The 14,463-nt window shown below is 63.0% G+C and carries 11 protein-coding genes; 5 read left to right on the plus strand and 6 right to left on the minus strand.

Translation table 11 applies throughout. The annotated features are described in order from the left end of the window. Positions 1-266: 266 nt before the first annotated feature. The 4 genes from OKW27_RS18910 to OKW27_RS18925 all read right to left on the minus strand — a co-directional run bounded on the left by OKW27_RS18910 (position 267) and on the right by OKW27_RS18925 (position 4,432). Positions 267-1,382: a dihydrolipoamide acetyltransferase family protein gene (locus OKW27_RS18910; RefSeq protein ID WP_429334402.1), complete on the minus strand. Its 1,116-nt coding sequence runs from the start codon at positions 1,380-1,382 to the stop codon at positions 267-269. A gap of 7 nt (positions 1,383-1,389) precedes the next feature. Then, positions 1,390-2,367, minus strand: a complete 978-nt coding sequence (locus OKW27_RS18915) for an alpha-ketoacid dehydrogenase subunit beta (protein WP_429334403.1) — start codon at positions 2,365-2,367, stop codon at positions 1,390-1,392. Next, a complete protein-coding gene (pdhA, locus tag OKW27_RS18920) occupies positions 2,360-3,448 on the minus strand; it encodes a pyruvate dehydrogenase (acetyl-transferring) E1 component subunit alpha (RefSeq protein ID WP_429334404.1) in 1,089 nt (362 codons plus the stop codon). Before pdhA ends, OKW27_RS18915 begins: the two co-directional genes overlap by 8 nt. A gap of 324 nt (positions 3,449-3,772) precedes the next feature. After that, positions 3,773-4,432 (minus strand): TetR/AcrR family transcriptional regulator, encoded by a 660-nt coding sequence (locus OKW27_RS18925; RefSeq protein WP_429334405.1) that lies wholly within the window; start codon positions 4,430-4,432, stop codon positions 3,773-3,775. 87 nt (positions 4,433-4,519) lie between these two features. Here OKW27_RS18925 and OKW27_RS18930 point away from each other — a divergent pair, with 87 nt between their 5' ends. The 3 genes from OKW27_RS18930 to OKW27_RS18940 are packed head-to-tail and all read left to right on the plus strand — an operon-like array spanning position 4,520 to position 10,365. After that, positions 4,520-7,669: an efflux RND transporter permease subunit gene (locus tag OKW27_RS18930; RefSeq protein WP_429334406.1), complete on the plus strand. Its 3,150-nt coding sequence runs from the start codon at positions 4,520-4,522 to the stop codon at positions 7,667-7,669. Between the two features lie 18 nt (positions 7,670-7,687). Continuing rightward, on the plus strand, positions 7,688-8,827 hold the full coding sequence (locus OKW27_RS18935; protein WP_429334407.1) for an efflux RND transporter periplasmic adaptor subunit: 1,140 nt from the start codon (positions 7,688-7,690) through the stop codon (positions 8,825-8,827). 29 nt (positions 8,828-8,856) lie between these two features. Continuing rightward, on the plus strand, positions 8,857-10,365 hold the full coding sequence (locus tag OKW27_RS18940) for an efflux transporter outer membrane subunit (RefSeq protein ID WP_090808890.1): 1,509 nt from the start codon (positions 8,857-8,859) through the stop codon (positions 10,363-10,365). A 357-nt stretch (positions 10,366-10,722) separates the two neighbouring features. Here OKW27_RS18940 and OKW27_RS18945 read toward each other — a convergent pair whose 3' ends face one another. Both OKW27_RS18945 and OKW27_RS18950 read right to left on the minus strand, forming a co-directional pair. After that, positions 10,723-11,829, minus strand: coding sequence for a lactonase family protein (locus OKW27_RS18945; protein ID WP_429334408.1), 1,107 nt, complete (start codon positions 11,827-11,829; stop codon positions 10,723-10,725). Between the two features lie 66 nt (positions 11,830-11,895). Then, entirely contained in the window at positions 11,896-13,452 is a 1,557-nt protein-coding gene (locus OKW27_RS18950) for a methyl-accepting chemotaxis protein (RefSeq protein WP_429334631.1), read from the minus strand. A gap of 493 nt (positions 13,453-13,945) precedes the next feature. Between OKW27_RS18950 and OKW27_RS18955 the strand changes: the two genes are divergently transcribed. Both OKW27_RS18955 and OKW27_RS18960 read left to right on the plus strand, forming a co-directional pair. After that, the gene (locus tag OKW27_RS18955) at positions 13,946-14,290 is read left to right on the plus strand and encodes a BON domain-containing protein (RefSeq protein WP_090808886.1); all 345 of its coding nucleotides are present in this window, start codon (positions 13,946-13,948) and stop codon (positions 14,288-14,290) included. A 21-nt stretch (positions 14,291-14,311) separates the two neighbouring features. Further along, positions 14,312-14,458, plus strand: coding sequence for a hypothetical protein (locus OKW27_RS18960; RefSeq protein ID WP_167368751.1), 147 nt, complete (start codon positions 14,312-14,314; stop codon positions 14,456-14,458). Positions 14,459-14,463 lie beyond the last annotated feature (5 nt).

The raw sequence follows: 14,463 nt of genomic DNA on the forward strand, positions 1-14,463 counted from the left end.
AGCAATCGAACTTCTTGAACTTCATGCGGCACCTTAACCGCCAAGTGGTACCAGCGTCAATACTTATCTTGTAACTGTTCCACGGGGCGGGGCCGTTTTGCAGACGAAGCGATCCAAAGACCGGGTGCGCTGCACGAAGCTGCGAACCGGCACGCCTCGATCGATTTACGGATTGGCATACGATTTCGCTGTGCCTAAATCTGCGAACGTCCCAAGCTGGACACAACGCATACACCTTCTGAATTTTTGAATTCGCGCAGTCACAGCTACTGCGCCATCTGCAGATCCACGATCGCCGCGGCGAGAAACCGTGCTGCTTCGCCGCCCGTGACGACCCGATGGTCGAACGTCAGACTAAGCGGCAAGATCCGATGCACGGCCGGAACGCCACTTACCGCCACGACCTGCTCGTGAATGCGCCCCGCTCCGAGGATCGCGACAGTGGGCGGCACGACCACGGGAGCTGCGTATTTGCCGGCGATCATGCCGAAGTTCGACAACGTGATCGTATTGCCGCGCAGTTCCTCCGGTGGAATCTTGCGTGCCCGGATGTCGACACGCATCCGGTCGAGGCCGCCACGCAGATCCGCTGCGTGGCGGTGCGCAACGTCGCGCAATACCGGTACAAAGAGGCCATCCGGTAGATCGACGGCGATGCCGAGGTCGATCTTTTCCAGTACGTGGCGCCGTCCCGCATGTCCGTCGAACCATGCGTTGAGCCCGGGTTCGGCGCTGCATCCTGCTACCAGCGCACGGATCAGGCGGATCGTCACATCGGTATGTGGCGGCCACTCGTGAATGTCGGCGTCGTCGATGACGGTCGCGGCCGCCACTTCGCTCTGCGCGCGCGCCATGTTCTGCGCCATCGCGCGCCGCACGCCGCGCAGCACTTCGGGCGGACCGAGCTGAGCGAGTATCTTCGCGACGCGCTGCACGTCAGCCGCCGTGATGACACCCTCCGCCCCCGACGGTGTCACCATCGCAAGATCGACATCAAGCTTGCGCGCGAGCGCCCGCACCGCCGGGATCGCCTTGATTGTGCCGACACCCGTGCCGGGGCTGCCGCCGAGCGCCGCCGGCGCTTCGTGCACCACATGCTGGCCGACCTCCATATGACCGACCACGGTACCGGCATCGGCTTCGTCGGCCGCTCCTTCGAATGCGACGAGCGGCGCCCCCAGATGCACGATATCGCCGGGCTGGCCGAACAGCTTCGCGACTCGGCCGGATTGAGGCGACGGAATATCGACGATCGCCTTCGCCGTTTCCACCGACAACAGCCGTTGATCCGCGCGAATGTCTTCGCCGCTCCTGACGTGCCACTCGACGATCTCCGCTTCCTGCAAACCTTCGCCGAGATCAGGCAGTTTGAAGATTTTCATGGCATCCCTACGCTTCCAGCGCCTGCCTGACCGCGCCAACGATGCGCTCAGTGCCTGGCATGTATTGATTCTCGAGTCTGTACAGCGGCACCACCACGTCATAACCGGTGACGCGCTGCACCGGTGCGAGCAGCGAGTACAGTCCGCGCTCGGCGATGTTGGCGGCGATCTCCGCGCCGACCCCTCCGGCATGCGAGCCCTCGTGCACGATCACGCAGCGTCCGGTTTTCGCCACCGACGCGAGAACGGTGTTCATGTCGAGCGGCTTGAGCGTCGCCACGTCGATCACCTCGGCCATTACGCCTTCCTGCGCGAGCAGATCGGCCGCGGCCTGCACGTCTTGCAACGCCCCGCCCCAACTCACCAGTGTGACGTCTGCCCCATCGCGCAACGTAAAGCAACTGTCGAGTGGCAGCGCTTCGCCGTCATCCTCCACCGGCTGCCTGAAGAGCCGGTACAGCCGCGTCGGCTCGAAGAAGATCACCGGGTCCGGGTCCCGGATCGCCGCCAGCAGCAAGCCGTACGCGCGTGCTGGCGACGACGGCGTCACGACGCGCAGCCCGGGTATGTGGGTGAACAGCGCTTCAGGGCTTTCGGAATGGTGCTCTGGTGCGTGAATGCCCGCGCCGCATGGCGCACGGATCACCAGCGGACACGTCAGTCGTCCGCGCGTTCGATGCCGCAGACGCGACGCATGATTCAGGATGTGATCGATGGTCGGATAGACAAATCCGGCGAACTGGATCTCCACGACGGGCTTAACGCCCATCGCCGCCATGCCGATCGCGCAGCCGGCGAGGGCGGTTTCGGCCAGCGGCGTGTCGATCACCCGCTGAGCGCCAAAGCGCGTCTGCAACCCGACGGTCGCGCGAAATACGCCGCCGTTCACGCCAATGTCCTCTCCGAGCAGCACGACGGCAGGGTCGTGCGCCAGTTCATACGCGAGCGCCTGATTGAGGGCCTCGACCATGTTGAGGTCAGCCATCGCCGTTCCCCTTAGCCGGCGCGAAACGTTGCGCCATCGCCAGTTGCTCACGCATCGCTGGGGGCAACGCCTCATACAGGTGATCGAACATCGCGGATGGGCCCGCAGGCGGTATCGCCAGGTACGCGTCGACGGCCTGCTCGACCTGCGCACGGCACGCCTTACCGAGTTCCTCGTCCTGCGCCTTGGTCCAGACGTTCACGTGCATCAGGTAGGTGCGCAAACGAAGCAGCGGTTCGTATTCCCATTGCTTGCCGATGACCTCGGCGTCGCGATAGCGCGTCGCGTCATCGGCCGTCGTGTGATCACCAAGGCGATAGCTGAGCGCCTCGATCAGCGTCGGGCCATCGCCGCGGCGAGCCTTGGCGAGCGCCGCGTGGACAACCTGATGCACGGCGATCACGTCGTTGCCGTCGACCTGCAGCCCCTCTATTCCTGCAGCGATCGCTTTTTGCGCGAGCGTTTGCGCAGCGCTCTGGTGGCTGCGTGGTACCGAAATCGCCCACTGGTTGTTATTGACGACGAGCACAAGCGGCGCCTGCCAGACACCGGCCATGTTCATCGCCTCGTAGAAATCGCCCTTGGATGTGCCGCCGTCGCCGAAGATCGCCACCGCAACGCGCGGCTCGTGACGCAGCAGGAACGCGTAGGCTGCGCCGGCCGCATGGCACACCTGTGTGCCGATCGGCACACAGTTCGGAAAATCGTTACGGGGCACGCTGAAATCGCTGCCGCGCTCGTCGCCGCCCCAATACAGGAGACTTTCCGTCATCGTGACGCCGCGCAGCAATTGCGCAGCGTGATCGCGATACGAAGGGAACAGCACGTCGTCGGACTGCATCGCGCTGGCGACACCGACACCGATCGCCTCCTGGCCGACCGACGACGCAAAGGTGCCGAGCTTGCCGGTACGCTGCAGCGCGACCGCCTTCGTGTCGAACGCCCGTGTCAGCACCATCGCGCGATAGAGCGCAATCAGCGCCGCCGGGTCACGTGCGAAGGCTGGCAATGACTGGACAGGCTCGCCATCGGGGCCAAGGTATTGCGTATAGCCGATATGAAAGCTGACAGCCGTCGTCATGTCCGCCCCCCATGTTCTTTCAGATTTCAAATACGTGCCGGAGTTCGCGCGCGAGCGCTACCGCGCTCGTGCCGTCAGAGTTCGGCGCGTACCAACTTGAGTTTAGGCAAGGGAAACACGTACAGGGGGCCAATTCCTCGCCGCCTCAACCACACGCGGCACGGCAACCAGGAATACGAACGCCCGATTGTCGCAATGCAGCAGCGGGTGGCTGGTTGCGCGGCCCCGGAAGCAGACGGGAATTGGGCCGGCATCCCGCCGGCCGCGTCCGCTCCAGGCGAATATCGGCCGGGCAGAATCGGACGAAGACCGGAACGCGCTCGCTCAAAGCACCTTGCATCCAGCGAGGAAGATGCGGACCGCCTGACGCGCGATTCTGTTGCGCTCCGATGCGCCGGGGCGCCTCCTGGTGGCGCCAAGCAGCAGCCGCGCGCGGACCCCGCCGAGTACCAGGTGTAGAAACTGCTCGGTAGCCAGCGCAACGTCATCGAGTTGCAATGCGCCATCGGCGACTGCCGAACGAAGATAGTCCGAAAGCGGCTCCATGCCGCGTAGTCCACCCGCCTTGTTGTAATACCCGCTGATGAGTTCGGGAAAACGATAGGCCTCGGTCAGAAGCAGGCGATGCAATGCGATCATGTCAGGCCGCGTGCACACATCCAGCAGATGGAGCGCGACCTTCTCGAGGACGTGCTCCGGACGGCGCGCATCGAGCACGATATCGCCGAGCTGCGTGATCCATGAACGACGCAGCGTCTCGACGATTGCGCTGAACAGGCCCGCCTTGCTGCCGAATCGATCGTACAGCGTTTTTTTTGCAATACCCGCCTCTCGCGCGATGCCTTCAAGGCTGGTCTCGCGATATCCAGCGGCAAGAAAATGGCGCTGCGCAACATCGAGCAGGCGCTGCAGACGAATTTCGGACTCTCGCAGCGTAGGACGCCCGCCTGATCGGATAGGTTGAGTCTGTGTTTCGCGCGTCACGATCCAGGCCTATTGACAATGTCTACCGACGGCGGAAACTATACCGGCGCGTTTCCGTCAAGCTACCTGGGACTCGGGGCGAGGTCAATGGTCGATTTCTTTATCGAGCGTCCGATCTTCGCATCGTCGATCGCCATCATCATGGTGCTCGCGGGGCTCATTGCCTGGTTCAACCTGCCGGTGGAGCGGTTTCCGCAGATCACGCCGCCACAGGTTCTGGTCAAGTCGACCTATACGGGTGCGAGCGCGCAGGTCGTGGCGGACACCGTCACCGCGCCGCTCGAAGAGCAGATCAACGGCGTGCCGGGTATGAGCTACCTGTCGTCGGTGAGTGCCAACGATGGCACGTCCACGATCACCGTCACGTTCAACGTCGGCTACAACATCGACATCGGCGCGGTCGACGTGCAGAACCGCATCTCGCAGGCGACGGCGCAGCTTCCCAGCATCGTCAATCAGGCCGGCATCACCATCCAGAAGCAGAACCCGAACTTTGTTCTGGCGGTGAATCTCTATTCGCCAGACGGCTCGATCGATCCTGTCACCCTCAGCAACTACGCTTATATCCAGCTCGTCGACTCGCTCAAGCGCCTGCCCGGCGTGAGCGATGTCACGATCTTCGGCGAACGCCGCTACTCGATGCGCATCTGGCTCGACCCCAACAAGCTCGCCGCGCTCGGCATGACAGCCAGCGATGTCCAGCAAGCGATCGCCGAGCAGAATGTGCAGGTCGCCGCAGGCAAGTTCGGCGAGGCGCCGGCGCCGGCGGGCACGACGTTTCAATACCAGATCAACACCCACGGCCAGTTGGCGGACGCGCAGCAATTCGGCAATATCGTGCTGCGCGCCGGCACGGCGAGCGACGCAACTGTGTATCTGCGCGACGTGGCGCGCATCGATCTGGGCGCACTTCAGTACACCTCTAGCGCCTCCGTGAACGAACACCCGGCGGCGCTGCTCGCCGTCTTCCAGTTGCCGAGCGCCAATGCGCTCGACCTCGACCAGCGTGTCAAGGCCACGATGCAGACGCTTGCAAAGCGCTTCCCGAAAGGGATGGCGTGGGGCATCACCTACGACACCACCATGTTCGTGTCCGCTTCGATGGTCGAGGTGATGAAGACGCTTAGCTTTGCGCTGCTGCTGGTGCTGGGCGTCGTGTTCCTGTTCCTGCAGAGCTGGCGGACCACGTTCATTCCGATGATCGCCATTCCAGTGGCGCTCATCGGTACCCTCGCGATCATGCTGGTGCTCGGCTTTTCGCTGAACACGGTCAGCCTGCTCGGCATGGTCCTCGCTATCGGCCTCGTCGTCGACGATGCGATCGTCGTGGTCGAGAATGTCGAACGCCAACTCGAGAGCGGGCTGACGCCCATGGCTGCGGCCAAGGCGGCGATGCGGGAAGTGACGGGGCCGATCGTTGCCACCTCGGCAGTGCTCGGCGCCGTGTTCGTGCCGATCGCCTTCCTGCCGGGCGTGACGGGCCGCCTCTACAATCAGTTTGCGTTGACCATCGCCATTTCGGTGGCGCTCTCGGCGTTCAATTCCCTGACGCTCAGTCCGGCGCTCTGCGCGTTGCTGTTGCGACGGGACAGGCCGCCACGCTTCATCCTGTTTCGCAAGTTCAATCAAGGCTTTAACTGGGCGCGCAGCCACTACGCGAATTCGCTGCGCGGCTTGATCCGGCTGCGCTGGCTCGCGCTGGCGGTCTTCGCGTGTGGCCTGGGTGTGACCTGGCTGCTCCATTCGACGATCCCTTCCGCCTTTTTGCCGGTTGAAGATCCCGGCTATTTCTATGTGATTACGCGACTCCCGTATGGCGCTTCGCTGCAACGCACCGAGGCCGTAATGGAGAAGACCCGCGCGATCCTGAGGGCGACGCCCGGCGTGGCGAACGTGCTGTCCATCAGCGGTCTGAATTTCATCACTCGCAGCACGACGTCGAACAGTGCGGCCCAGTTTGTGATCCTCAAGCCGTGGGACGAGCGAGGTGCGAAGCAGAGCGTCGCCAACCTCATCGCCACGGTACAGCCGAAGCTCAATCAGATTCCGGAGGCGGTGGCGCTTGCACTGATTCCACCGACTATTGCCGGCCTCGGCACCTTCGGCGGCTTCGATTTCGAAATCGAGGACCTGAGCGGCCGGGGCAGTGCCGCACTCGGCGAGGCGACCCAAGCCTTTCTCGCCCAGGCGCGGCAACAGTCTGAACTCGAACGGCGCACCCTGCTCACCAGCTACAACACGTCGACGCCGCAATACGATTTCAATCTCGATCGCGTGAAGGCGAAGCTGCTCGGGCTCAACCTGAGCGATGTGTTCAATACGATGCAGATCTATCTCGGCTCGCTGTACGTGAACAATGTGACGCTGTTCGGCCGCACCTTCGAGGTTTTGCTCGAGGCCGACGACAACGCCCGCGGGAACCGCAGCGACCTGTCGCGGCTCTACGTGCGCAACGCCGCGGGAAGCATGGTGCCGCTGGGCACGCTCGGCCGGCTCGAACCGACGGTGGGGCCGGACACGGTGCCTCATTACAACCTCTACGGTGCCGCGGAGATCACCGGCAGTGCGGCGCCGGGCTACAGTTCGGGCCAGGCGATCGCGGCGATGGAGCGCGCGGCGCGCGTTTTGCCGGCGGATTTCGGCTATGACTGGACGGGCATTACCTATCAGGAGCTGCAGGCCGGCTCGGTCGCGGGCCTGGTCTTCGCGCTCGCGCTGTCCTTCGTGTTCCTGTTCCTCGCCGCGCAATACGAGAGCTGGACGTTGCCGTTCACCATCATCCTCACGGTGCCGCTAGCCCTGTTCGGCGCGCTGGGGCTGCTATGGCTGCGCCACATGCAGGTCGACATCTATGCGCAGATTGGTTTCGTCCTGCTGATCGGGCTGGCGGCGAAGAACGCGATCCTGATCGTCGAATTTGCCAAGCGGCGCCGCGAAGCCGGCCTCGATATCGTCGCGGCGGTGACCGAGGCGGCCCGCCTGCGTCTGCGCCCGATCCTCATGACCGCGTTCGCGTTCATCTTTGGCGCCGTCCCATTGATGATCGCCTCCGGCGCGGGCGCCGCGAGCCGCCGCTCGATCGGGACGACGGTGGTAGGCGGCATGCTCGCCGCCACCCTGCTCAGCCTCGGATTCGTGCCGATCTTCTACACGGTGATCGAGCAGTTGCGTGAGGCCGTGCTCAAACGTATCGGTCGCGCGCCTCGCGATGGCGGCGAGGCGGCGTCCGGGGATTGATCGGGGAGCAACGGCGCAATGAGAGTCGGCAAACTTCGCGTTGTAGCCCCGGGCCTGGCGATCGCCGTAGTCGTCTGCGTCCTGTCGTTCACGGGTGGGGGAGCGCGACAGGCTACCGGCAGCCCGCCCGCGCCGGACCCAGCCGCCCCCACCGAGGTGCCCGTAACCCAGGTGGTCGAGCAGACCGTGCCGGTTTACCTCGAATATGTCGGCACCACGGACGCGATCCGCACCGTCACGCTTCAGGCGCAGGTGACCGGCTACCTGGCGAAGCAGGGGGTGTCCGATGGCTCGGACGTGAGCAAGGGCACACTCCTGTATGAGATCGATCCGCGCAGCTATCAGGCGGCGCTCGATCAGGCGAGGGCGCAGGCGGCAAAGGATGCGGCTGCGCTCGACTATGCCATCGCCAGCCATCGCCGCAATACGCTGATGAGCGAGACGGGCGACGTGTCGATCGATACGCTGCAGCAGTCCGCGAGCACCGAGCATCAGGACCTGGCCGCGCTCGCGGCGGATCGTGCGCTCATCGAGACGGCGCTGCTCAATCTCGACTTTACGAAGATCCGCGCGCCGTTCTCCGGGCGTCTCAGCCTGAGTCAGGTGCATGAAGGTGCGCTCGTCAGCAGCACGGGGACCCAGCTCAACACCCTCGTGCAGCTCGACCCGATCTATGCCACCTTCAATCCGCCGGACACCGATCTCGCCACTATCCAGCAGGATCAGGCAAAGGGGACCATCGCGGCCGAGGTCATCGTCGGTCAGGGCGCGAGCCCGCAGTACCGTGGCAGGCTCACGTTTCTCGACAACAACGTGGGGCGCAGCAGCGGCACCATCACCGCGCGCGCGACCGTCGAGAACCCGGATCACACGTTGCTGCCGGGGCAATTCATCCGCGTGCGCCTGCACGTCGCGGACGCACCCAACACGCTGCTGGTGCCACAAGTGGCCGTCGGCTCCAACCAGCTTGGCAAATACGTCTACGTCGTCGGCGCGGACAAGCGGGTCGAGCAGCGCTACGTGACCCTCGGCTCGGACTACGGGCCACTTGTCGTGGTCAGGAAGGGCGTCGTTCGGGACGATTCGGTCGTGGTCGGCAATCTCCTCAAGCTCAGCCCCGGTATGGCCGTGAAACCGGTTGCGGCGAAGCCTTCCTAAACGGCCCGTAACATGAGGAGCGCGCAGCAATGACATCGAACCCCGGCTTTGCGCGTCACCCCCGGGCAGCATGTTGCCGCAGCGCCGCCTGCGCGGCGCTTTCGGCGGCGACGCTGCTTGGCGGCTGCGAAGTCGGACCTGACTTCGCGCCACCCGGGCCGCCGCAGGTCAGCGGCTATACGCGGGAGCCGCTGCCGGAGCGAACCGTCGCGTCGGACGTCCACGGCGGCGAGGCGCAGCGCTTCGTGCAAGCTCTCGACATTCCGGGGCAATGGTGGACGCTATTCCACTCGGCTGCGCTAAACGCACTCGTAGAACGTGCGCTTGAGGCCAACCCGAGCCTGCAGGCGGCGCAGGCCACCCTTCGCGAGGCCAACGAAGCGCTTTACGCAGCACAAGGGGCGCTGTTCCCGACGGTGAGTGCGGACATCTCGACTGCTCGCGAGAAGATTTCGGGCTCGCCGTTCGGGATCTCGACCGCGGTGCCGGTCTTCAGGCTCAACAACGCCTCGGTGAGCGTCACCTACCTGCTCGATATCTGGGGCGGTACGCGCCGGCAGATCGAATCGCTCGCCGCGCAAGCCGAGTACGAACGCTTCGAACTCGAGGCGAGCTATCTGAGCTTGACGTCGAACGTCGCCACGGCCGCCGTACAGGAGGCTTCGTTGCGGGCGCAGATTGCAGCCACAGAGGAGATCGTCGACATCGAGACGCAGCAACTCGCGGGATTGAAACGGCAATTCGCGATCGGCGCCGTCGCCAATGCGGCGGTACTCGCGCAGGCGGCCACGCTGGCGCAAACACGCGCGCAGTTGCCGCCGCTGCAAAAGCAACTGGCGCTGACCCGCAATCAGCTCACGGCCTATCTTGGCCGCTTCCCGAGTGACGAGCTGGTCGAGACGTTTGATCTCGCGTCGCTACAGTTGCCCGACACGTTGCCGGTCAGCCTGCCGTCGACACTCGTCGAGCAGCGTCCGGACATTCGCGCGTCGAAAGCGCAACTGCACGCCGCAAGTGCAGAGATCGGCGTCGCCACCGCCAATATGTTGCCGCAACTCACGCTCAGCGCCGCCTATGGCAGCGAGACCAACGATGCGCTGTTTTCGCCGGGAAGCGCGATCTGGAACCTGGGAGCGGGACTCACGCAGCCCCTCTTCGAAGGTGGAACGTTGCTGCACCGGCGCCGCGCCGCAATTGACGCTTTCGATGCAGCAGCGGCGCAGTATCGCAACACCGTCATCTCGGCGTTTCAGAACGTGGCTGATGCGTTGCGAGCGCTGCAATCAGATGCGGACGCAGTGGTGGCCGAGGCAGCAGCCGAGCGGGCGGCGGCGGACAGCCTCGCTGTGTCCCAGCGCGAGTTCCACGTTGGCGCGATCAGCTATCTTGCGCTGCTCGACGCGCAGCGGACGTACCAGCAGGCGCGCATCAGTCTCGTCCAGACTCAGGCCACCCGGTATTCCGATACCGTCGCACTCTTTCAGGCTGTCGGCGGCGGATGGTGGAACCGCAGCGATGTGGTGCGTGAGCGCGGCTAATGATCCTCATCGCGGGCATGCCCTTCCGTCGCCCGGAACCATGCGGCACAGTCATGGTCCTGGCAAGCCATTCCGGACCGCTCGGATTGACATCCTGTCGGCCCGCAATGAGACCGTGGCAAATCTGGTTCGAGTGGTTCAGAGTGGCCGTAAGTGGAGGGTCGACCTTCTCTATAGCGGCCGTTCGCTGCCACGAAAGCCTGACGTTCTGCAACGGGGCGCCGGGTGCTTTCCAAGGCAGCGCCCACCTCTCGGAAGACTGGACGCATCACCGCGGACAAAAAGCAAATCGTGGCGCCCAGTGAAAGCCGAAGCAGGAACGCCATGCTCACCGCACGACGATCCGGGAATCAAACCTCAATCGGCGTTCGTGCCATCAAACTCCACGAGTTCAACCCAGTTCGCGCCCTTGCCGACCGGATACTGTCCGATCGCACTCAGCTTGCCAGTCTTGCGATCGATGTTGTAAACGCTAAGGCTCGTCGATAATTGCCCGACAGCCAGCAAGTACTTGCCGGACGGATCGATATTGAATCCACGCGGTTGCTTTTCCGTCTGGTACGTACCGATACGCGTCAGCTTGCCAGAGGCAGCGTTCACCTTGTACGCCGCGAGCGTGCTCGATGTGCGCTCCGATGCAAACAGGAATCGCCCGTCCGGGGTCAGGTGGAGATCGGCCCCCCATGGCTTGTCGCCGGAGAAATCGGGCGGCAGGATCGAGACCGTTTCGACCGGCCTGACGGTGTCGCGGGTGCTATCGAAGGCAAGTACGTGCAGCTTGCCGTCGAGTTCATCGATCAGGTACGTGAAGCGATGATCCGGCGAGAATACGAAGTGACGTGGTCCCGATTTCGGCGGCAACGAATAGGCGGGCGCGGTGTCCTCGGTCAACTGCCCATTCGAGGCGTCGAACTTGAGACGGAGCCAGGCATCCGCGCCGAGAACCGACGCGAATACGAAACGGTTGTCCGGAGCGTTGCGGATCGCATGAGCCATCGGGCCGGTCTTGACGGTCTGCTGTACGTTGCCGACCACACCATCCGCGCCGATCTGGTTCACCGCCAGAAGGTTGCCGCCATATGACGCGGAAAAGAGGTAACGGCCGTTTGCGTCCGTCGAGATATACGCCATGCTATCCGCAAGCGGCGCCCTGCCGAGTTCGATCAGCCGGCCATCGAGCGGATTGACCGCAAAGCTCACCACGCGATAAGGCTTCGAACGCAGTCCTGCGTAGAGCCGAAGGTGATCCGGCGAAAACGCCATCGGCATCACCGTTGCACCGACAGACACAGTCTCCACGGACGCAAGCGAGCCGTTCGACTTGTCGAGACTGAAAACCGAGATATCCTGACTATCTGCATTCGATACATATGCATACGTCGCGGCCTGTGACATGCAGGAGAGGGAAGCACCGGCAATCAGAATTGCGGTGGCGCCCAGCACGCCTTTAACGTTCATATTCATACCCCAGTTAGAAATGATTTAGATTGTCTGAATCGACCAGCGCTTTGCGTCGGTCAATCGGAGCTTCTATTGCGCGGCGAGGCGGAATGCCGAGACTGCATCCGTCATTGACTGCGCCTGCTGTTCGAGCGCGCTCGCGGCAGCGGCGGCTTCTTCGACGAGTGCCGCATTCTGTTGAGTCACCTGGTCCATCTGCGTAACCGCCTGGCCGACCTGTTCGATGCCCGTGCTCTGCTCGATCGTTGCTGCCTTGATTTCATTCATGATGGTGGCCACGCCGCGCACGGCGCTAACAATCTGCCTCATCGACTGACCCGCCTGCGCGACCAGGCTATTGCCGTTAGCCACGTCCTCGACCGAGGCGCCGATCAAGGTCTTGATCTCTCGGGCGGCGTCCGCGCTGCGCAGAGCTAGACTGCGAACTTCGCTTGCGACCACGGCGAAGCCGCGTCCCTGCTCACCGGCCCGTGCCGATTCGACCGCCGCATTCAGCGCAAGGATATTGGTCTGAAATGCGATGCTGTCGATCATCCCGGTGATCTCGGCGATCCTACGCGAACTCTGGCTGATTGAATTCATTGTCTCGATGGCGCGCTCGACCACTTCGCCGCCCTGCTCGGCGACATCGGCTGCGCTCGAAGCCTGTGCACTTGCCTGCTGCGCGTTATCCGCGTTCTGTTTGACGGTGGACGTCAATTGCTCCATGCTGGCCGCGGTTTCTTCCAGTGCCGCTGATTGCTGCTCTGTGCGGCTCGACAGATCCACATTGCCCGCGGCAATCTCGCGCGCGCCGCCGTAAATGGCCTCGCAATTGTTGCGCACGTTCGCCACTGTCCGAGCCAAACCACGCTGCATCCGCTGCATCGCCGCGAATAGCTGACCGATCTCGTTGCCGCTCGCCTCGGGGATGCGCGCTGTCAGATCATTCGCCGCGATTCGATCGAGCAGATTGGCAGCGTCGTTCAGCGGAGTCGTCACGATGCGCCGCAGCGCGAAATGCGCAGCGACGATCAGGACCAACGCCGCGCTCACTCCGAAAATGACCAGGCTGACGACCCACGTATATTCGCGATCGACCTGCGCGATGGCATCGTTCGACAACCTGTTAGCCATGCTCTGGAATTTCTCGACATTCACCGAATACGCCATACCGGTTGACGTAATGTCGTGATCGTTGATAGCGGCGTAGGCGTTCGTATCGCCGGCACGCAGAGCATCGGAGGCTTTCTTCAGAATCGCGGCGAGGTTGACTGACGATTCGATCAACTGCTGCTTCAACCCGTCGTCCTGGCCACGAAAAACGGCAGCGCTTCGAAACGACTCGGTTTCCGCAGCCGCCCGGTTCATCGTCGTTTCGGCGCTCTTCAATGCCGAGTCTCGCGTCGTCTCGTCGTTGCGCTCCTTTAGAGCTGAGTAGGCTCGTGTCAACGCGGCTCGAGTGCGTGTGGAGTCCTTGTATGCGTCGTTGACGAGAATTTCCTGCGTCGCAATCTGATGGATGCGGTTGAGACTGGCGTTCGCGCGGCTGAGCGTGGCGACACCAATTACGCCGCCCAGCAAAATCATCGCCGCAAAGATCAGGAAGACAGTCAGGAGACTATTTCGAACCGATACGTTTCTCATGCCGCTTTTCAACCCGGTGTTGTACGATGACCTCTTTATCGGCAGATTCCGCGATCTCTTTAGAAAATGGGCATGCAGATAGGCTTTATGCCGGGACATCAGACTTCTGGTGGGGCGCTTCAACGGTCTTCGTTGCCCCCGTGCGGCGCTTTGACCAGCGGACCGATGACAGTGCGACCCTCCGCGTGACACCTTGAAACCCGCTCGCCCGGGTATTGGGAGGATTGACAGGCTCAGACATGGGAAAACTTCTTCAGATACCGTCTTCGGCTAACGTATGCAGTTCGTGGGAAACTGCGATGGCGACAGTCAGATACTCGTTCTCTCGTACCTGCGCAATTGCTACGCCTGATTCGCCTCGCCAAATCGACGCGAAGGGTTGCCCTGCCAATACAGGTAGCCTGTAAGCCGAGATGCGCCGTATCCCTTCGCCACTCGGCGCGCTTTTCAGCCCACCATTTAGCGCTTATCGAATCAGGATTTCATAGCCGACATGCGAAACGCGCCATACATCAAAAGCCGATTGCTGATCGTCGCGGCGTTCGCATTGCCAGCGTTCGTGTTCACCAGCGGCTGTAAGTCCACGGTGACGCCGCCCTTGACAGCGCCGGGGAAGATCGCCGCTGACGACGCTGCGCTCGCCGCCCGGGTGAAGCAGGCGCTCGTCGCGAACCCGGAACTGAGATCCTTGCCGATGAGCGTCGCGACGTATCGAGGCGTCGTGCAGTTGTCAGGATACGTGGATTCGGAGGCACAGATTCAGAAAGCGCTTGCCGTGACGCGCGGCGTGCCGGGGGTGCAATCCGTGAGCAACGATCTGCACCTCAGGCCGCAATGACGCGCGTTTGCCGGAAAGCAGATGAACCAAGGCGCGGACGACCTGGACGAACATCGACAGATCGTTCGGATCGAGCGCGATATTTATCCAGGGCCGAGCAAAGGGGCGATTGGCATGAACCGCAATTCGACGGCCATGCCAGTGCCAGACAGGTGCCGTTTCCTGTAACGCGG

This window comes from Paraburkholderia sp. 35.1 (assembly GCF_050436525.1).
Classification (GTDB): domain Bacteria; phylum Pseudomonadota; class Gammaproteobacteria; order Burkholderiales; family Burkholderiaceae; genus Paraburkholderia; species Paraburkholderia tuberum.